The 16,690-nt window shown below is 62.4% G+C and carries 17 protein-coding genes; 13 read left to right on the forward strand and 4 right to left on the reverse strand.

Annotation, left to right across the window (positions count from 1 at the left end; translation table 11 throughout):
- Positions 1-55 precede the first annotated feature (55 nt).
- A complete protein-coding gene (locus tag IPM12_03115) occupies positions 56-1,003 on the reverse strand; it encodes a threonylcarbamoyl-AMP synthase (GenBank protein MBK9146793.1) in 948 nt (315 codons plus the stop codon).
- A 204-nt stretch (positions 1,004-1,207) separates the two neighbouring features.
- On the opposite strand from IPM12_03115, the gene IPM12_03120 reads away from it, so the two are divergent.
- A complete protein-coding gene (locus IPM12_03120) occupies positions 1,208-2,593 on the forward strand; it encodes a glycosyltransferase family 39 protein (GenBank protein MBK9146794.1) in 1,386 nt (461 codons plus the stop codon).
- A gap of 52 nt (positions 2,594-2,645) precedes the next feature.
- Positions 2,646-3,065, forward strand: coding sequence for a Rieske (2Fe-2S) protein (locus IPM12_03125; protein ID MBK9146795.1), 420 nt, complete (start codon positions 2,646-2,648; stop codon positions 3,063-3,065).
- Here the strand turns inward: IPM12_03125 and IPM12_03130 are convergent, their stop codons facing one another.
- Entirely contained in the window at positions 3,066-4,550 is a 1,485-nt protein-coding gene (locus IPM12_03130; GenBank protein ID MBK9146796.1) for a GH3 auxin-responsive promoter family protein, read from the reverse strand.
- 107 nt (positions 4,551-4,657) lie between these two features.
- Positions 4,658-5,566 carry a M23 family metallopeptidase gene (locus IPM12_03135; GenBank protein ID MBK9146797.1) on the reverse strand — a complete coding sequence of 303 codons (909 nt, stop codon included), beginning with the start codon at positions 5,564-5,566 and terminating at the stop codon, positions 4,658-4,660.
- A 53-nt stretch (positions 5,567-5,619) separates the two neighbouring features.
- Between IPM12_03135 and IPM12_03140 the strand changes: the two genes are divergently transcribed.
- From IPM12_03140 to IPM12_03190, 11 genes are all read left to right on the forward strand, one after another.
- A complete protein-coding gene (locus IPM12_03140; GenBank protein ID MBK9146798.1) occupies positions 5,620-8,232 on the forward strand; it encodes a hypothetical protein in 2,613 nt (870 codons plus the stop codon).
- A 96-nt stretch (positions 8,233-8,328) separates the two neighbouring features.
- On the forward strand, positions 8,329-8,742 hold the full coding sequence (locus tag IPM12_03145) for a polymer-forming cytoskeletal protein (GenBank protein ID MBK9146799.1): 414 nt from the start codon (positions 8,329-8,331) through the stop codon (positions 8,740-8,742).
- Positions 8,743-8,840: 98 nt separating this feature from the next.
- Complete coding sequence (locus tag IPM12_03150) at positions 8,841-9,179, forward strand: hypothetical protein (GenBank protein ID MBK9146800.1); 339 nt, start codon at positions 8,841-8,843, stop codon at positions 9,177-9,179.
- Positions 9,176-9,403, forward strand: coding sequence for an AtpZ/AtpI family protein (locus IPM12_03155; GenBank protein ID MBK9146801.1), 228 nt, complete (start codon positions 9,176-9,178; stop codon positions 9,401-9,403). Before IPM12_03150 ends, IPM12_03155 begins: the two co-directional genes overlap by 4 nt.
- A 76-nt stretch (positions 9,404-9,479) precedes the next feature.
- Entirely contained in the window at positions 9,480-10,631 is a 1,152-nt protein-coding gene (gene atpB / locus IPM12_03160; protein MBK9146802.1) for a F0F1 ATP synthase subunit A, read from the forward strand.
- A gap of 25 nt (positions 10,632-10,656) precedes the next feature.
- Complete coding sequence (gene atpE, locus IPM12_03165; GenBank protein ID MBK9146803.1) at positions 10,657-10,905, forward strand: ATP synthase F0 subunit C; 249 nt, start codon at positions 10,657-10,659, stop codon at positions 10,903-10,905.
- A gap of 50 nt (positions 10,906-10,955) precedes the next feature.
- A complete protein-coding gene (gene atpF / locus IPM12_03170) occupies positions 10,956-11,465 on the forward strand; it encodes a F0F1 ATP synthase subunit B (GenBank protein MBK9146804.1) in 510 nt (169 codons plus the stop codon).
- Positions 11,462-12,025, forward strand: coding sequence for an ATP synthase F1 subunit delta (atpH, locus tag IPM12_03175; protein MBK9146805.1), 564 nt, complete (start codon positions 11,462-11,464; stop codon positions 12,023-12,025). Before atpF ends, atpH begins: the two co-directional genes overlap by 4 nt.
- 12 nt (positions 12,026-12,037) lie before the next feature.
- Entirely contained in the window at positions 12,038-13,618 is a 1,581-nt protein-coding gene (locus IPM12_03180; GenBank protein ID MBK9146806.1) for a F0F1 ATP synthase subunit alpha, read from the forward strand.
- Between the two features lie 67 nt (positions 13,619-13,685).
- Positions 13,686-14,564 carry an ATP synthase F1 subunit gamma gene (gene atpG / locus IPM12_03185; GenBank protein MBK9146807.1) on the forward strand — a complete coding sequence of 293 codons (879 nt, stop codon included), beginning with the start codon at positions 13,686-13,688 and terminating at the stop codon, positions 14,562-14,564.
- Positions 14,565-14,714: 150 nt separating this feature from the next.
- On the forward strand, positions 14,715-15,659 hold the full coding sequence (locus IPM12_03190) for a T9SS type A sorting domain-containing protein (GenBank protein ID MBK9146808.1): 945 nt from the start codon (positions 14,715-14,717) through the stop codon (positions 15,657-15,659).
- A 45-nt stretch (positions 15,660-15,704) separates the two neighbouring features.
- On the opposite strand, the gene IPM12_03195 is transcribed toward IPM12_03190, so the two are convergent.
- Entirely contained in the window at positions 15,705-16,682 is a 978-nt protein-coding gene (locus tag IPM12_03195; GenBank protein MBK9146809.1) for a PorP/SprF family type IX secretion system membrane protein, read from the reverse strand.
- Between the last annotated feature and the right edge of the window lie 8 nt (positions 16,683-16,690).

A 16,690-nucleotide genomic window follows, 5' to 3' on the forward strand; every position in this document is an offset into this window, starting at 1 on the left:
ATGTCGGAACGCAGGCCATACGTGGATCGACCAAGGCCCAAGCTGCATCGACGGCTCAGCGCACCGCCGCCCTCCGCAACCGATCATTGATCGCCAGTCCCAGCCCCTGTTCCGGGAACCGCTCTGCGAGGATCACATCGCAATCGCTGGCGTCCAGTTCGCGCAGGGCAGCGAAGAGCGTGCGCGCGGCTTCGTTCAGGTCGCCCTTGGCGGAAAGCCGAATGCAACGATGGGCGCGGTATTCCATTTGGAATGCGATCACGCCAACCCGCTTTCCTTGATGCCGCGCGAGGAGCTCGCGGACCTCGCCTACCTGCACTGGCTTGCGCGGAGCGTAGTGGTTCTCGAGCATGCCGGGTGCGACCGGTAGCACCTGCTTCACGGCATGCGCTACGGAACCGATCACCGCTTCGATGGCTTCCAGTGCGATGCCGCCGGGCCGGTACAGTACCCAGCGATCGACCTCCCAACCAATGATGGTGGACTCCACGCCGACCTCGCAGGGACCGCCATCGAGGATGTACGGGATGCGATCGCCGAGTTGATCGGCAACATGCTGCGCGGTGGTGGGGCTCACGTAACCGAAAGGATTCGCGCTGGGCGCAGCCAGCGGGAAGTCGAGCGCGCGCAGCAACTGCAGCGTGAGCGGGTGAGCGGGCATGCGCACGCCCACGGTGTCCAGGCCACTGGTGACGATATCGGGCACGGCATCGCACTTGGGCAGCACCAATGTGAGCGGCCCCGGCCAGAAGGCATCGATGAGTGCTTGCGCTCCGGGCGCCAGTTCGCGCGCTACGCGATGCACATCGGCTTGCTGTCCCACATGCACGATCAGCGGATCGAAGCTGGGGCGCTGCTTGGCGGTGAAGACCTTGAGCACGGCATCCGCGTCGAAGGCATTGGCCGCAAGTCCATAAACCGTCTCGGTAGGGATGGCCACGGCCTCGCCCACGCGCAGGAGCTGCACGGCCCGGGCCAATTGTTCACTGATCGTCGCGGACACGGGCCAAAGGTGCAGCGGCCAACCAACTTGAACCTATCTCAAGAATGCCCTTAGGACTGCGCATGGGTCTTTGCGCGCCCAGCCTTCGTTGCTCAACCCTTGCATAGCACCCAGCTATGCGCGGGTTTCGCGCCTCGAATGGATTGCGAAATCCCTCCGGCTCGCTTCCAAAAGCATTCTTGATACAGGTTCTACTTTGCACGCATGGCCCGAATCCTCGGCGACATCCGGTTCTGGATCGCGCTCACCACATTGGTGCGGCTCGTGGGCATCACATCTCCTCCGTTGGAGACCGCGCACAGTTGGCGTCAGGCCTTCACCAACATGGTGGCGCGCAACATGGCGGAGGATGGCATCGACCTGCTGCATCCGCGCACCGACCTGGCCGGAGAGCGACCTGATCCGGTGGCCAGCGAATTCCCCGGATTCAATGCCTTGGTCGCTTTGCTGTATCGCGCGTTCGGTCCTGCGCACTGGTACGGGAGGATGATGGCCCTCATCGCCTCGGCACTCGGCGCATGGGCCTTCCACGCGCTGATCCGGAACCGTTACGGCGAGCGCGCAGCATTCCTTGCCACGTTCGTCCTCGTATGGTCGTCATGGTTCGTCTATGGCCGCAAATCCATGCCCGATGTCTTCAGCGCGGCTCTGGTGCTGATGGCCCTGTGGGCAGCGGATCGCGCCGCGCGAGCTGGTGCGCTGTGGCTGATGCTCGCGGTTCCACTAGCCGCACTTGGCGGCATGTGCAAGATCCCGGCAATCGTGCTGCTGGCGCCCTGGCTGCTCTTCTGCATCGAGCCGGGCGTGCCGCGCGGCCGGCGCTTGCTCCTAGGGGCGGCGCTCACGTTGGCGGTGGCGCCGGTGGCCTGGTGGTATTTCGTATGGCAGCCGCACCTGCTGGCCGCTTACGGCAATCCACTGTACTTCCCGTATTCGATCGCCGAGGGCTTCAAGCAGCTGTTCGCGCATGGCTCCAAGCTGGGCGAACGGTTCTGGTTCTCCGCGCTGCTGAGCCATCTCGCTTTCGCCGCAGCGCTTGCCGGGGCCTGGAGGGTCTATCGCCGAAGAGACGCGCGCACGCTGCTGGTGTCGCTGGGCATCGCGATGCCGTTCACGCTGATCATGGCCAAGGCCGGCGATGTGTTCACGTTGCATGCCTATTACATCATTCCATTGGTTCCGCTCATGGCGTTGCTGGCGGGCATTGGGCTCGAACGGGTCAGGCCCGGCTGGCTCTCGGCAACGGTCCTGATCGTGATCGTTGCCGAGGGCGCTGGGATGCGGTGGAGCGACCTCGTTGGGGGCCGTGAGCGCGCTTACCTCCTTGATGCAGCCCCGCTTGCGGACCGCTTAACGCGACCGGATGAATTGGTGGCCACCACATCGGGATTGGACCCCCGACAGATGTACTACCTGAACCGCAAGGGCTGGGGCTTGACGCCGATCCGCGCGCAGGACCCCGTCGTGCTCGACAGTTTGGCCGCGTTGGGCCTGCGCGCCGTTATCGTCGATCGCCTGAACGCCGATGCCGCAGTGCCCTGGCCGGTGCTTCACGAGGACGCGCATTGGCGCGTGCATGCGGCGCCCTGAACCGCCGCTTTGCCCCATCCGCTACCTTCCCCAGCGAAACACCGCATCAACCATGAACCGACGCGATTTCCTGAAGCGCAGCTGCACCGCCTGCGCAGGTTTGGCACTGATTCCGTTGGCCACCACCATCGAGGGCTGCGCTTCCGCCGCGCCCGCACTCGCCATCAAGGATGGTGAGTTGCTCGTGCCGATGGACACCCTGGGCAAGGGCAACAGCGCGATCGTGAAAGCGAACGGCTTGTCTGGCAAGCTCATGATCTCGAAGCGCCCCGATGGCAGCTACACCGCGCTCGAGCTGAACTGCCCCCACAAAGGCGGCCCGATCAAGGAGAAGGAAGGGCAGCTCGTTTGCGGCTGGCACGGCAGCGCCTTCGACCTGGAGGGCCAATTGCTCAAAGGACCAAGCAAGAGCGGGCTGAAGACCTATCCGATTGAAGCGGACGGGAACATGCTGCGGGTAAAGGTGGGGTGATCACCCCAGTCCCTCCACGTACTTCCGATCATTCGCCAGCCGCGGCACCTTGCTCTGCGCATCGTTCATTCCGCGCTCTTTCATCCAAGAAGCGAACGCGCCACGCGGCAGGCTGCGGATCACCAGCGGGCGCAGCACCTTGCCGACGATGAGGTCCTTGTAGTAGGGATTGCGCTTCTGCAGGGCCGCGTCGACCGCCAACGCGAATCGATCGGGCTCTGCTGGCAAGACGGCGAATTCGATGAACCACTCGTGATGAGGCAAGCCTTCGCCGGGCGCCAATTGCGGCGCCACGGTGAACTCGGCCACCTCGCAGGGCACTTGCTCCATCGCATCCCGAAGCGCGCGATCGACCTCCTCGGCGATCACATGCTCACCGAAGGCGCTGGTGAAGTGCTTCGTTCGGCCGGTGACCACGATCCGCGGCGGCGAGAGCGAGACGAAGCGCACGGTGTCGCCGATCTCGTATCCCCACAGGCCCGCGTTGGTGTGCAGCACGAGCGCGTAGTTCGCGCCCACCTCCACCTCGGCGATGGAGAGGCGCTTGGGCGAGGGCTTGCCTAGCTCGCTGGCGGGGATGAACTCGAAGTAGATGCCGTTGTCGAGCACCAGCAGCAGCCCATCCTCATTCTCCTTGTCCTGGTATGCGATGAAGCCTTCGCTCGCGGGGAACAGCTCGATGCTGGGAACGCTGCCGCCAATGAGCGATTCCAAACGCGCGCGATAGGGCCCGTAGTTGACCCCGCCGTAAACGAAGAGCGAGAAGTTGGGGAAGACCTCCTTCACATTCGATTTGCCGGTGCGATCGAGCAAGCGCTCGAAGTACATCTGCACCCATGCCGGTATGCCGCTGATCAGCCGCATATCCGCGCGCATGGTCTCGGTCACGATCGCCTCCACCTTCGCATCCCAATCAGGTATGCTGTTGGTGGCGAAGGAGGGCAGTCGATTCCGCATCAAGTAGCGCGGGACATGATTGGCCACGATGCCGCTGAGCCTTCCGGTGGGGATCGCGCGGCTCTTGTCGAGCACAGGGCTCCCCTGCAGGAAGATCATCTTGCCATCGACGAAATCGGCCTTGCCGCTGTGCGCGATGCCGGCAAGCAACGCGCGCCGCGCGCTGCCGATATGATTGGGCAGGCTCTCGCGGGTAATGGGGATGTACTTCGCCCCGCTGGTGGTGCCGCTGGTCTTGCACAGGTAGAGCGGCTGGCCGGGCCAGAGCACATCGGGCTCACCGAACAGGATCCGGTCGATGTACGGCCTGTAGCCCTCATAATCGCGCAACGGCACGGCTTGCGCCAGCGAAGCATGATCGCGCACCTCGTGCAACCGGTGCTCAAGGCCGAAGGAGGTGTCGCCGGCGAAGCGAACAAGCTCCTTCAGCACGGCCTGCTGCGTGGCTGCCGGTTCCAGGGCGCGGCGCATCACGGCGCTGGTCTCCGCGCGCGCCACCCATTTGGCGATGCCCGATTTGAGGCTCATTCAGCTCCAGCTCGTTCCTCCTGTTCCATGCCCGCGGCTCCTGTTGGCGTGCGGCCGTGCGAAGCAACCGTCAACCGGATCAACCTGCAACTCTCAGCCGCCATGCGCTATTGGAGCACCATATAGGCCGCTGGATCCACAGGCTCACCATTGTGCCACAGCTCGAAATGCAGATGTGGGCCGCTGCTGTTCTCTCCGGTATTGCCCACGATGGCCACGGCCTCTCCGGACTTCACCCGCTCCCCTTCTTTCTTGAGCAGCACGCGGTTGTGCTTGTACACGCTTACCAGCCCATTGCTGTGCTGCACAGCCAGCACATGACCCGCATCGGTGGTCCAGCTGGCCAGAGCCACGGTGCCCGCCAAGCAACACTTCACGGCCGCATCGGGTGCGGTGACCACGTCGGTGCCGAAATGGCCCTTGGCCAGGTCGAAGGCGCTGGTTACGATGCCTTGCACGGGCGGCACGAAGAGCACGCTGGCCAATTCGCGCCGCTCGCTTGCTCCGCGGCCTTCCACCAGACTGTACTGCTCTTCGGACTGGACCTTCGCGCGCAACGCATGCTCCACCTCGCTGGGCCAGAGCGCGGAGGTGTCCTGCCGGGCCAATACGGGCCTTTGCAGCAAGGCGCTATCAACCTTGGCGGCTCCGGAGAGCACGGCTTGCAGGTTCATGATGAATGCGCGCTGCTCGACCAGGGCCGTTTCCAAGGAATCTGCGCGTTCGGCGGAACGGAATGCCTGCAGGCGGGTCTCTTCGTCGCTGTAGCCGGGGATATAGCGCTTGAGCGGCGTGAACACGATGAGCACGGTGACCAATGTGCCATAGAACAGGAAGGCCAGCACCGTGAACACCAGGACGCTCAACCTATTGAGCCTTGCGCTGAAGCGCTCCTCGAAGCTGCGGTCGTCGATGAGCACCAGCCGGTAGGTGCTCCGCAGCCGCGCTAGCAGGCCCTTGCTGCGCGCCCGTCCTTGCCCTTTCCCTCCTACGGCCATGCCGCGAAGTTCGCGCACGCGGCGAAGGGGCCCATGAAATAACTTCGGCCGCTCGCAGTTATCCTCGCCTGATGCGCCTTGCTACCCGGTTCACGCCCATCTTGCTGATCGCCATCGGCTTGGGGTGGCTTTCGGGCTGCAAGCAGGACAAGGATGCTTTCCTGAACCGCACGTACCACCGGCTCACGGCACGGGACAACGGCTGGTTCAACGCCAACGAGAAGCTGAAGGAGACCGTGATGGGCATCGAGGATGCCCATGTGGATGACTTCGATCAAGTGCTGCCCCTGTTCATCCACGGCACCGAGCAGCAGGCAAAAAGCGCCACGCCCGACCTGGAGAAGTGCATCGATAAGTGCTCACTGGTGATCGAGCGGCACGGCATGGAGATCAAGGGCAAGGAAAAGAACACATGGGTGGACGATGCCTGGTTCGTAATCGCCCGAAGCCAATTCTACAAGCGCAACTACTCTGAGGCCGAGCGCGGCTTCACGCACATCACCCGTCAGTACAAGGGCTTCAACCGCGAATTCGATGCGCAGATCTGGCTGGCGCGCACGGCCATCGAGCTCGAACAGTTCGGCAAGGCCAAGAGCGCGCTGGACCATGTGAGCAACGCCAAGAAGCGGCCCAAGCACCTCGACGAGGGCCTGCTGGCAGCGGTGAGCGCGCAGCTCGAGCTCAAGCGAGGCAAGGTGGACGACGCGATCATGCACCTGGAGCGCGCCGTGCCCGTGGCCCGCACCAAGCGCGAGCGCGTTCGCTGGGCCTTCGTGCTCGCGCAGCTCTATCAGCTCAAGGGACAGGAGAAGAAGGCGATCGACCAATTCGCCGCCGTGGCCAAGATGGGTCCTCCCTACGAGATGGCCTTCCACGCGCAGATCTTCCAAGCGCTCGCCTACAACAAGGGCGATAGCAAGGCCCTGCGCAAGATGCTCAAAGGCATGCTCCGCGACGACAAGCACATCGACCACTTCGACATGATCCACTATGCGCTGGCGGAGCTGGACCTGAAGGAGCGCAAGAAGGACGATGCGCTGGCCAGCCTGCGCACCAGCGTGAAGGTGAGCACCAACGACACCAAGCAGAAGGCCAAGAGCTTCCTGAAGCTGGCCGACATCCACTTCGACGACCGCAAGTACAAGCCGGCCCAGCAGTACTACGACAGCACCAAAGCCCTGCTGAACCCCGAACACCTGCGTTTCGATGAGGTGGAAACCCGGGCCCGGGTGCTCGGCGACCTCGTGGCCCAACTCGACATCATTGCGCTCGAGGACAGCCTGCAAGCGCTCATGGGGCTGGACCCCGAGGAACTGCAGAAGAAGATCCGCGGCATCATCCGCCAGCGCGAGGATGCGGAAGAGGAGCAGCGGCGAAAGGAGGAAGAGGCCCGCTCAGCGCCCGACCCCTCAGCCGACAGGCCGGCGGCACCAGCCCCTGGCGGCCGTGGCAATTGGTACTTCTATGATCCGCAGCAGATCAGCCGGGGCATGGCCAACTTCAAGCGGAAGTGGGGCAACCGAAAGCTGGAGGATGAATGGCGGAGGCAGGACCGGAGCGGCAGCGCCTTGTCGCAATCGGAGATCGAGGACGAGGATGAAGAGCGCGATGGCAAAGAGGGGAAGGAACTTGAATGGAAGGATCCCGCGACCTATATGCGCGACATCCCTGCAGACGATGCCGCCCTCGCGACTTCCAACGGGCGCATCTGCGGGGCGCTCTATGCCAGCGGCATGATATACAAGGAGCAGCTCAAGGACATCGACAACGCCATCGAGAGCTTCGAGGTGCTCAACAGCCGCTTCGATTCCTGTGCATACACGCCTGAGAGCCACTACCAGTTGTACCGAATCTATCTGCAGAAGGAAAGCGAAGGGTGGGTGGACCTGATGGGCGGCAGCGGCTCAAAGACCTACGCGGACATCATCCTGGAGCGCTGGCCCAACTCGCAGTTCGCCCGCTTGGTGCGCGACCCGAACCTGCTGCAGGCCGATGCCGAACGGCGCGCTGCCGAGGAAAGCGCTTACCGGGAGGTGTACCGCCTATTCCGCGAGCGAGCCTACTACCCCACTATCACCGCCTGTGACCGCGTGATCCTCGAGGAGCCCAACAACCACTTCCGCCCGAAGTACCATTTCCTCAAGGCCATGGCCATTGGGGGAACGCGCAATGTGCCGGAGTATCGTTCGGCGCTCACTGCCGTGAAGGACGAATACCCCGGCACCGAAGAGGCGGCACGCGCCGAAGAACTCCTCACCGGCCTGGACGGCGGAAGCGGCGGAGCGCCCAAGCCGAAAGCGCCTGAAGGCCCGGTGTACAGTAAGGACGATGGCCCGCACACCTACGTGGTGGTGGTGCCCATGGCCGGTTCAGATGCCGATCTGCTCTCCGCGGCCATCTCCGATTTCAACGGCGCGTACTTCGGCCACACGCCCTTGCAGGTGAACAGTAGCATGCTCGATGGCGAGCGCCGATTGATGCTGGCCACCCCGCTGCCCTCGAAGGCCAAGGCCATCGAGTACCATAATCTCTTCGTCGGCAATGAGGACATGCTGCAAGGGCTGGCCGACCAAGGCTATCCGGCCTTCGCCATCAGCCAAGCCAACTATGCGGCCTTCTTCAAAGCCAGGGACGTGGCAGGTTATCAGGCCTTCTTCCTTCAGAACTACCTTGACGGTCAGTAGGATAAGCGCCGTTCGCGGTTATATTCGCGCCCGTCAGGTCCGTTAACCCAAAGCCAACCACCCATGTTCGGCAGCGACAAAACCGCCCCAGCGCCCATGAGCAAGCCCAGCGAACCCATCAGCCCCGGCAAGATCAACAGCATCATGGAAGGCACCTCCATCGTTGGTGAGGTGAACAGCGACAGCAACATCCGCATCGATGGCAAGGTGAAAGGCACGGTGAGCGCACGCGGCCGAGTGATCATCGGGCAATCGGGCGTGATCGAGGGCGAGGTGATCTGCCAGAGCAGCGACATCGAAGGCACCCTGGTAGGCAAGATCAACTGTCAGGACCTTCTGAGCCTGAAGGCCACCGCCAAACTGCAGGGCGACATCAATACGAAGAAGCTGGCCATTGAGCCCGGCGCCGTGTTCACTGGCAATTGCAGCATGGCCGGCGGCGTGGTGAAGGAGATGAGTCCGAGCGCTCAGACCGCGCCGCGGCCAGAGCAGGCCCAAGCTGGCCGGTGATCCTTCGCTGATCTCATCACGAGCGCCCGACCGGGTGCTGTCGCATGGCGCCTCAACGCTGGTCCTTCTTGATTCCCATCGCGCTGTTCTCTGCGGCCATGGCCGTGCTGCTTTGGCTTGCTCTTTTCGGATTGCGCGTTCCATTCGGACCCGAGCATGCTATCATGCTCGCGTGGTTCGCATTGGTCACCACGGCGCTCCATCTCTGGCAGGAGCACGCCATGGCCACTGACCCCAAGGGCTTCGTCCGCCGCTTCATGGGTGGGCTCATGCTTAAAATGCTCCTGTCGCTGGGCGTGCTGGTGGTGCTCTTGCTTCGTGCGCCGAAAGAGACCCTGATGGTCTCGGGGGTCGTCTTCGCGGCACTTTATCTGGCCTTCCTCGCCTTCAGCACCGTGCGGCTCAGCGGACTTTCGCGCAAGCTGCCGAAGGCATGAGTGCCGAAGATGAACTGAAGAAGGCGCGCAAGGGCTACGACAATTACCTGCGCTACACCGGCCTCGGTTTCACCATGCTGGGCATCGTGCTGGCATGCACATTCGGAGGCTGGTGGCTCGATCAACAGCTGGTGTGGCCCTTCCCCATCTTCACGCTCGTGCTGAGCCTGCTAGGCATCGCTGGTGCAATGATCTACCTGTTCAAGGAGACCGGAAAAGGCTGAAAGCAACGGATCATTCGGTCGATTGAACGGGATCCCTACATTCGCGGCCGCAAAGAAGGGGGTGCCCCCGCACGTGATGCCGCTGAAATCGTTGCTGCGCTTAGTCTTCCTGATGATTAGTGCCCTTTTGATGGGCCCTGTTGCCGCGCAGCACGAGGGACATGACCATGCCGGACACGGCCACGCCGATCACGGTCATTCCGACACCGCCATGGCCCACGAGCCAGAGGAAGCGCACCACGCGGAGAAGAAGGGCTTCGACGCAGGGGAGCTCATCATGAGCCACATCGGCGATGAGCATGGCTGGCACCTCTGGGGCCACACCAGCCTGCCGCTGCCGATCATCCTGTACAACGGCGAGCGCGGCCTGAGCGTGTTCAGCAGCAGCCGCTTCGACCATGGCCATAAGACTTACGGCGGCTACCTGCTGCACGATGGACACATTGCCGCCACCGATTCGCCCGATGGAACCGACGCGCATCACGCGACCATCGATGAGGAGCTCACGAAAGCCACTTGGGACTTCAGCATCACCAAGAACGTGATGAGCCTCTTCGTAAGCGTGACGCTCCTGCTCATCATCTTCCTCAGCGTGGCCAAAGCCTACACCCGCCGCGCGGGCCAGGCGCCCACCGGCCTGCAGAACCTCATTGAGCCCATCATCCTCTTCGTGCGCGACGATGTGGCCAAGAGCGCCATCGGCCACAAGTACGAGCGCTTCCTGCCCTACCTGCTCACGGCCTTCTTCTTCATCTTCCTGAACAACCTGCTGGGACTGGTCCCCTTCTTCCCCGGCGGCGCCAACCTCACCGGCAACATCGCCGTGACGATCGTGCTGGCCTTGCTCACCTTCATCATCGTCACGGTGAACGGCAACAAGCACTATTGGCACCACATCCTGGCCATGCCGGGCGTACCGGGCTGGGTGCTCGCGATCCTCACGCCGGTTGAGATCCTGGGCATGTTCCTGAAGCCCTTCGTGCTCATGATCCGACTCTTCGCCAACATCACGGCGGGCCACATCATCGCGCTCAGCTTCTTCAGCCTGATCTTCGTGTTCGGCGAGACCAGTGCAGGCGCCGGCTATGGCGTGGCCATCGGCTCTTGGGCCTTCACGGTGTTCATGATGTGCCTCGAGTTGCTCGTGGCATTCATCCAAGCCTACGTCTTCACCTTCCTCAGCGCCATGTACATCGGTGCCGCTGTTGAAGAGCCTCACCACCACTAGAACCTTCACAAACAACCACGTTCCCATGTTCCTCTCTGTCCTCCTCGACCTCGGCACCGGTTACGGTATCGCTGCTCTCGGCGCTGGTCTCGCTGCCCTTGGTGCCGGTGTTGGCATCGGCCGCATCGGCGGTGACGCCGTGCAAGCCATGGCCCGCCAGCCCGAGTCGATCAACGACCTCCGCGCCAACATGATCCTCACCGCCGCTCTCGTTGAAGGTGCTGCCTTCTTCGCGATGGTGGTGGGCCTGCTGGTGGTGCTGAAGACCGCTTAATCAGCGGCCTTCCGTTGTTCAGTCATCCACCCCACTGATTCCGCACGCCCATGCTGCTCGCGAGCCTCGTAGAGCCCTCCATCGGCCTCATCTTCTGGATGACGCTGACCTTCCTGACCGTGCTCTTCATCCTGGCCAAGTTCGCCTGGAAGCCCATCCTCAATGGGTTGAAGGAGCGTGAGGCCAGCATCGCCGATGCGTTGAATGAAGCGAAACGCGCTCGCGAAGAGATGGCCGCGCTGGGCGCGAAGAACGAGGAGCTCATGCGCGCTGCTCGCGAAGAGCGCGAGGTGCTGCTGAAGGAGGCACGCGACATCCGCGACAAGGAGATCGCCGAAGCGAAAGGAAAAGCGAAAGCCGAGGCTGAAGCGCTTCTGTCACGCGCCCGTGCCGATATCCAGAACGAGAAGAAGGCCGCGATCGTGGAGATGAAGAACCAGCTCGCCGAGCTTAGCATCCAGGTGGCCGAAGTGATCCTCAAGGAGAAGCTCGCCGATCGCGCCGCGCAGCAATCCTTGGTGGACAAGGTGATGACCGAAGCCGAGCTGCGCAAGTCATGAAGCACCCCGCACCGGTCGCATATCGTTATGCCCGTTCGCTGATGGACATGGCCCGCGAGAAGGGTCAGCTTGATGCGATGCAGGACGATATGCGGCTTTTAGCGAGCACCTGCGCCGAGAACCGCGAGTTGGTGGTGATCCTGAAAAGCCCGGTGGTGAAGTCCGACGCGAAGGACCGGATCCTCAAGGGCATCTTCGGTGATAAGGTGGGCCCGATCACCAGGTCCTATATGGGCATCCTGGTGCGCAAAGGCCGCGAGTCGCTGTTGCCCGATGTGGCCGCCGCCTTCAACGAGCTCTTCAAGGTGGACCAGAACATCGTGACCGCTGTGGTCACCAGCGCTGTTGCGCTGAATGCAGATACCCGCGCCCAGGTAATCGCCCTGGCGATGAAGCAGCACCCTGGCAAGACGATCGATCTGAAGGAGAAGGTCGATCCCTCCCTGATCGGAGGCGTGAGCATCCGCATCGGCGATGAGCAGTACGACGGCACTGTGAGCCGCCGCCTCGCCGATCTGCGCCGCGAATTCTCCAAGAACCCGTACATCCCCGCGATCTAAAGCAACAAGGCCATGGCCGAAGTGAAACCCGCCGAAGTATCGGCGATCCTCAAACAAGAACTCGCCGGTTTCCGAAGCGAGGCCGAACTCGAAGAGGTCGGAACGGTGCTCCAGGTCGGTGACGGCATCGCCCGCATCTACGGACTGCGCGGCGTGCAGAGCGGAGAGCTCATCGAGTTCCCCAGCGGACTGCGCGGCATCGTGCTGAACCTCGAGGAGGACAACGTGGGCGCCGTGCTCTTGGGCCCCAGCGTGGGCATCAAGGAAGGTGACACCGTGAAGCGCACCAAGCGCATCGCCAGCATCAACACCGGCGAAGGCATCGTGGGCCGCGTGGTGAACACGTTGGGCGAGCCGATCGACGGCAAGGGCCCCATCGTAGGCGAGCTCTTCGAGATGCCCATCGAGCGCCGCGCCCCTGGCGTGATCTATCGCGAGCCGGTGAAGGAGCCGCTGCAGACCGGCATCAAGGCCGTTGACGCCATGATCCCCATCGGCCGCGGCCAGCGTGAGCTCATCATTGGCGACCGCCAGACCGGCAAGAGCACGGTGGCGATTGACACCATCATCAATCAGAAGGAATTCTACGACGCCGGCAAGCCCGTGTACTGCATCTACGTGGCCATTGGACAAAAGGGCAGCACTGTGGCCGGCACCGTGAAAGTGCTCGAGGAGGCAGGTGCCATGGCCTACACCACCGTGGTGGCCGCCAACGCCAGCGACCCTGCGCCGATGCAGTTCTTCGCGCCCTTCACTGGTGCGGCCATCGGCGAGTATTTCCGCGATACCGGCCGTCCTGCGCTGATCGTGTACGATGACCTCTCAAAGCAGGCCGTGGCGTACCGCGAGGTGTCGTTGCTGTTGCGCCGACCGCCCGGCCGTGAGGCTTACCCCGGCGACGTGTTCTACCTGCACAGCCGCTTGTTGGAGCGCGCCGCCAAGGTGATCGCCGACGACAAGGTGGCTTCCGAGATGAACGACCTGCCGGCTTCGCTGAAGGGCAAAGTGAAAGGCGGCGGCTCACTCACAGCGCTGCCCATCATCGAGACGCAGGCCGGCGACGTGTCCGCCTACATCCCCACCAACGTGATCTCCATCACCGATGGCCAGATCTTCCTCGAGAGCAACCTCTTCCTCAGCGGGGTGCGTCCGGCGATCAATGTGGGCATCAGCGTGAGCCGCGTGGGCGGCAACGCCCAGATCAAGAGCATGAAGAAGGTGGCGGGCACCCTGAAGCTCGACCAGGCGCAGTACCGCGAGCTGGAGGCCTTCTCGAAGTTCGGCTCCGACCTCGATGCCGTCACCAAAGCGGTGCTCGACAAGGGTGCGCGCAATGTGGAGATCCTGAAGCAGGGCCAGAACAGCCCCATGCGCGTGGAGGAGCAGATCGCCATCATCTACTGCGGGACGAAGGGCCTTCTGAGCAGGATTCCCGTGAAGAACGTGAAGCAGTTCGAGGCGGAGTTCATCACCATGCTGCGCAACAAGCACAGCGATGTGCTGGCCGCGCTGAAGAAGGGCGATTACAACGATCAGATCACCGGCACGCTGGAAGCCGTTGCCAAAGACCTGGTGAAGAGCCTCGACAACTAAGAGCTGAATACCATGCAGCATCGATCCTCCGGGTCGACCTGCAACCCTGAACCACCAGCACCGCACCATGCCCAGCCTGAAGGAGGTACGCAGCCGGATCGTCTCGGTGAACAGCACCAAGCAGATCACCGCCGCCATGAAGATGGTGAGCGCGGCCAAGCTGCGCCGCGCGCAGGATGCGATCGTGCGCATGCGTCCTTACGCCGAGAAGCTGCAGACCATCCTGGGCAATGTGAGCGCGAGCCTCGACAGCAGTGAAGGGAAGTACAGCGCGCAGCGCGAGGTGAAGAAGGTGCTGCTCGTGCCCATCGTGAGCAATCGCGGCTTGGCCGGAGCATTCAATACGCAGGTGTTCCGCCTTGTGCGCACGGCCCTGAACAGCGCGCAAGCCAATGGCCAGCAAGCGCATGTGCTCCCTATCGGCAAGAAGGCCATGGACCTCTACCGCCGCAGCGGCATGCTGGACAACAGCTTGCCCACCGACCTCGCCACCTTGTTCGATGGCCTCAGCTTCGACAAGGCAGCGCCGGTGGCTGAATTGCTCATGAAGCAGTTCGCTGACGGGAGCTACGATCGCGTGGTGCTATTCTACAACAAGTTCAAGAACGCGGCGGTGCAGATCACCACGGAGGAGCAGTTCCTCCCGATCGCACCTGCTGCCAAGAATGCTGAAGGCGGCTCGAAGTCCGATCATATCATGGAGCCGGACCGCACCACCATCGTGGAGGAGATCATCCCCAAGAGCCTGAAGATCCAGCTCTACAAGGCGCTGCTCGACAGCCATGCCGCCGAGCATGGCGCCCGCATGACCGCCATGCACAAGGCCACCGACAACGCCGACAGCTTGCTGAAGGGCCTGAAGCTCACCTACAACAAAGCGCGCCAAGCCAGCATCACCAACGAGATCCTTGAGATCGTGGGCGGCGCGGAGGCGCTTAAGGGATAGGCGGAGCTCCAGCTTCCTGTGTTCCAGTCCGGATAACCGACCGGCCCATATCGGGCCCGGGTCATCTTCATGCTTATCGATTAGGTTTGTTCTGGCACCACTCATCGCAGCGGCGGCACTGGCCAATCCATCAATCCTAATCAACACACCATGAAGCACACGCTACTCAGTCGGAGCATTGCCCATTTGCTGGTGCTGACCCTGTTGTCCGTGAATGGCTTTCAGGCGCGCGCCCAAGCGCTGGAGATCAACACCGGTGCACCGAACACGCCTTTGTACGCCGTGGGGCCCATCTACTTGTCGTCCACGCTCTTCTACCGCTACAGCCGCTTCGCGTACCTCTACACGCAAGCGGAACTGGCGGCAGCGGGCATCGTCCCCGGCACCATTATCCTGAGCACCGGCTGGATGAAGAGCACAGCCAGCACAGCAGCAGGACCCGCTGTGTTCAACATCTACATGAAGAACTCGGGCACGGCTTCGTACTCGAACGCTACGGAGACCTGGGCGAATCTGAGCGCGGGCGCAGTGCTGGTGTACACCAATGCCGCGCAGTCGATCCCTGCTACAGCCGAACCGGACTACATCGACTTCATGCTCAACTCTCCCTTCACCTACACCGGCGGCTCATTGGAGATCCTCACGGAGTGGGACATCTCAGCGGCACCCGCGCCTATCGCCACTGGCGCCTTCGAGTGGGTGAACACCACGGTGGTTGATCGGATTTACGCGAGCGGGAATACCAGCTTTCCCGCCTCCTTGTCCAGCACATTCAACAATGTCAGCATGGATGATCGGCGGCCCGTGATCCAACTCATGGTGGAGCTGCCTACCGGAATACACGAAGAGTTGGATGCTCAAGTGAGCCTGTGGCCGAACCCTGCTGACGGCATCATCAACATCAGCAACGATAGCGGTGCGTCCGTGGAGCGCATCGAGATCATCGATGCACGCGGCGGAATGACCCAGTCGGAGAGCCCGAACAGCGTTGCCACGAATCTTCAGCTCGATGTGAGCAAGCTGGCAGCGGGCCCGTATCTGGTCAGCATGAATACCAGTGCTGGACGCGTGGTGAAGCGCGTCACGCTGAGATAGACTGGAGCACCGTGCACATCACGCCATCCGGACCCCTGGCCTGGATCAGAACGCGCTGCTCGTCAATCGCCGCTCGCGCCCCGCATGCGTGCCATAATAGATGATCGAGAACTCAAAGGCCCCGTTGCTGCGGGAATACGAACGCAACGGCGATGTGTTCACGTCGTAGCTGAAGCGGTAGGCGCTGTTCTTGTGCTTCAGCCCCACATGCGCCACGATGGCATCCCTGACGCGATAAGACGCACCGCAGATCGCGCTGTACACAGAGCCGCCGATGGCGAACTCGCCCATCATGCCCGCATGGATCTGCTGGTCGTTGCCTTGGCGCATGTACAGGCCTTGCGGGATCAGGATCAGCCCCTCTGAGAGCATCACGCGCACGCCACCGTTGGCCGAATAACGGATCGGCATCTTGCTCTTGGCCGTGCGGTAGATCGATTCGTCGGGCATGGTAACGTGGAAGAGCGCCGCGTTCACGAATGGGTTGATGCTCCTGCGCGGATTGGTCGAGCGATAAGCCAGGCCAACGGAGACATCGGGCATCAGTCGCGCGCCGCGCTGGGTGATCTCGCCGGTTGGAAGGTCGGAATTGAAGTAACCGTTGCTGTACTGCGAGTCCCAGAGCAGATTCTGGTCATTCACCTTCTTGTACAGCAGACCGAGATGAACGCCTGTCGAAAGGGTGTGGTGCGCCTTGGGATCCGATACGTTATAGGCTCCTGAGAGCCCGAACTGGAAGTTGTTCATGATCCCCGCCATGTTGTAGTTGCTCAACGACATCCCCACGCCGAAGCGCCGCTGGAAGGAGAGGTCGTACCCGAAGGCCGTGGTGAGGAAGTTGCTCGCCAGGCTGTTCCACTGGCTGCGCACGTTGCACGCCATGCGGAACTCCGCGTTCTCGTACATGCCCGTCAGCGCCGGGTTCAGCATCACCGGCGCCGCATCATACTGCGACAGCTGGCCATCCTGGGCGCGCAGAAGGCCAACGCCGCAAAGCGCGAGGGCCGACAATAGGTTCTTCATCGTTCTCA

It is taken from the genome of Flavobacteriales bacterium (assembly GCA_016716605.1).
GTDB lineage: Bacteria > Bacteroidota > Bacteroidia > Flavobacteriales_F > PHOS-HE28 > PHOS-HE28.

Excerpts from the sequence above, each read along its gene's own strand:
- IPM12_03145 (MBK9146799.1), top strand. The coding sequence starts at position 8,329 with ATGAGCAAGCCCAGCGAACCCATCAGCCCCGGCAAGATCAACAGCATC.
- atpF (MBK9146804.1), top strand. The coding sequence starts at position 10,956 with ATGCTGCTCGCGAGCCTCGTAGAGCCCTCCATCGGCCTCATCTTCTGG.
- IPM12_03140 (MBK9146798.1), top strand. The coding sequence starts at position 5,620 with ATGCGCCTTGCTACCCGGTTCACGCCCATCTTGCTGATCGCCATCGGC.
- atpG (MBK9146807.1), top strand. The coding sequence starts at position 13,686 with ATGCCCAGCCTGAAGGAGGTACGCAGCCGGATCGTCTCGGTGAACAGC.
- IPM12_03120 (MBK9146794.1), top strand. The coding sequence starts at position 1,208 with ATGGCCCGAATCCTCGGCGACATCCGGTTCTGGATCGCGCTCACCACA.
- IPM12_03180 (MBK9146806.1), top strand. The coding sequence starts at position 12,038 with ATGGCCGAAGTGAAACCCGCCGAAGTATCGGCGATCCTCAAACAAGAA.
- IPM12_03155 (MBK9146801.1), top strand. The coding sequence starts at position 9,176 with ATGAGTGCCGAAGATGAACTGAAGAAGGCGCGCAAGGGCTACGACAAT.
- IPM12_03125 (MBK9146795.1), top strand. The coding sequence starts at position 2,646 with ATGAACCGACGCGATTTCCTGAAGCGCAGCTGCACCGCCTGCGCAGGT.
- IPM12_03150 (MBK9146800.1), top strand. The coding sequence starts at position 8,841 with ATGGCCGTGCTGCTTTGGCTTGCTCTTTTCGGATTGCGCGTTCCATTC.
- atpB (MBK9146802.1), top strand. The coding sequence starts at position 9,480 with ATGCCGCTGAAATCGTTGCTGCGCTTAGTCTTCCTGATGATTAGTGCC.
- IPM12_03190 (MBK9146808.1), top strand. The coding sequence starts at position 14,715 with ATGAAGCACACGCTACTCAGTCGGAGCATTGCCCATTTGCTGGTGCTG.
- atpE (MBK9146803.1), top strand. The coding sequence starts at position 10,657 with ATGTTCCTCTCTGTCCTCCTCGACCTCGGCACCGGTTACGGTATCGCT.
- IPM12_03195 (MBK9146809.1), bottom strand. The coding sequence starts at position 16,682 with ATGAAGAACCTATTGTCGGCCCTCGCGCTTTGCGGCGTTGGCCTTCTG.
- IPM12_03130 (MBK9146796.1), bottom strand. The coding sequence starts at position 4,550 with ATGAGCCTCAAATCGGGCATCGCCAAATGGGTGGCGCGCGCGGAGACC.
- atpH (MBK9146805.1), top strand. The coding sequence starts at position 11,462 with ATGAAGCACCCCGCACCGGTCGCATATCGTTATGCCCGTTCGCTGATG.